Genomic DNA, 1,455 nt, shown 5'->3' on the forward strand with positions numbered 1-1,455 from the left:
GGGTGGATCCGGCGGGGGATTACAGGGTGCGGGTGACGCGGGGGTAGGCAGCGGCCGGTCGGCGAGGGGCGATGGACGAGGAGGTAGCGGTCGGCACCGGGGCGATCAGCGCAAGGGCACGGGGCCGATTCAGGATTACGGTAGGGCCTGCCGCCTTACGGTAGGCCTGCCGCGACCGCCGTACCGGAGAGCCGATGCCAGCGAAGCCCACGAACGACGCCCACGAGGGGGCGACCCCACGGGCCGACGGGACCGGGGCGGCCCCACCGGCCGACGGGAAGGGGGCGCCTGCCGACGCAAAGGAGTCGCCGACTGTCGGGAAGGGGTCGCCGGCTGTCGGGAAGACGGGGGCACCCGCCGAGGCGGTCACGCCGCTGATCCGCGGCATCGGGGTCCTGCGGGAACTGACCGAGGCGGACGGCACGCTGAGCCTCAGCGCCCTGGAACGGGCCACCGGCCTCGCCCGCTCCACGGTCGACCGCATCACGGCCACACTCGCCCGCATGGAATACGTCCGCCTGGACGGCAGGGACGTGCACCTGACCCCGCGCCTGATGGAACTGGGCAACGCCTACCTCTCCGCCCTGCGCCTCCCCGCCCTCCTCTCCGCCCGGGCGGACGCCCTGGCCGACGAACTGGACGAGTCGGTCTCCCTCGCGGTCGCCGACCGTGACGGCATCCGCTTCATCCACCAGGCGACCCGCCGCCGCGCGATGTCCCTGAGCTTCCGCATCGGCGACCTGCTCCCCGCCGAACGCACCGCACCGGGCCCGCTGTTCGCGACGGAGTGGACCGCCACCGACTGGCAACACTGGCGGGACCGCAGGGCATCGGACCCGAGGGACCTGTCCTTCACGGCCGTACCGCCGCGCAAGTACGGACCGGGCGAACGAGACGACGAGGCCTTCGTCGCCCGCACGGAAGAGGCGGCGGCGAACGGCTGGGCCCTGGACGACCAACTGATCGAACCGGGCTTGGTGGCGGTCTCGGTCCCGGTCCGCTCCCCTCACCCAGTTCACTCAGTCGCTCATCCAAGCGGCCACACAGACGGCCACACAGGCGACCACCGAAAAATCGCATGCGTGGCGAGCGTGGTCAGCCACACGAGCCGGCACACAGCACACGACCTGCGCACGACACTGCTGCCGAGGCTGCGCTCGGCGGTGACGGAGATGGAACGCGAACTGCACCGCACACCACCCCCGGAGCCCGGCCCGCCCCCCTCCAACCTCGCGCTCTGGACGGGCGCCTCCAAGCAGCGGCTGGGCCGTGACTTCATCGAATCCCTGGCCCGAGGCCTGACGGTCCTCACGGCCTTCGGAGAGGACAGGCCGGAGCTGACCCTCACGGAGGTGGCCCAGGCGACGGGCCTGGCCCGGGCGACGGCCCGCCGGGCCCTGATCACCTACGAACACCTGGACCTGGTGACCACCCCGAGCCCCCGCACCTTCACCC

At 72.4% G+C, this 1,455-nt stretch carries 1 protein-coding gene; it reads left to right on the forward strand.

Annotation, left to right across the window (positions count from 1 at the left end; all coding sequences use genetic code 11):
- Window positions 1-194: 194 nt before the first annotated feature.
- Window positions 195-1,455: helix-turn-helix domain-containing protein (locus CA983_RS43590; protein ID WP_167407564.1), on the forward strand; the 1,261-nt coding region annotated here is incomplete at its 3' end.

The organism is Streptomyces swartbergensis, assembly GCF_002148965.1.
Lineage (GTDB): Bacteria > Actinomycetota > Actinomycetes > Streptomycetales > Streptomycetaceae > Streptomyces > Streptomyces swartbergensis.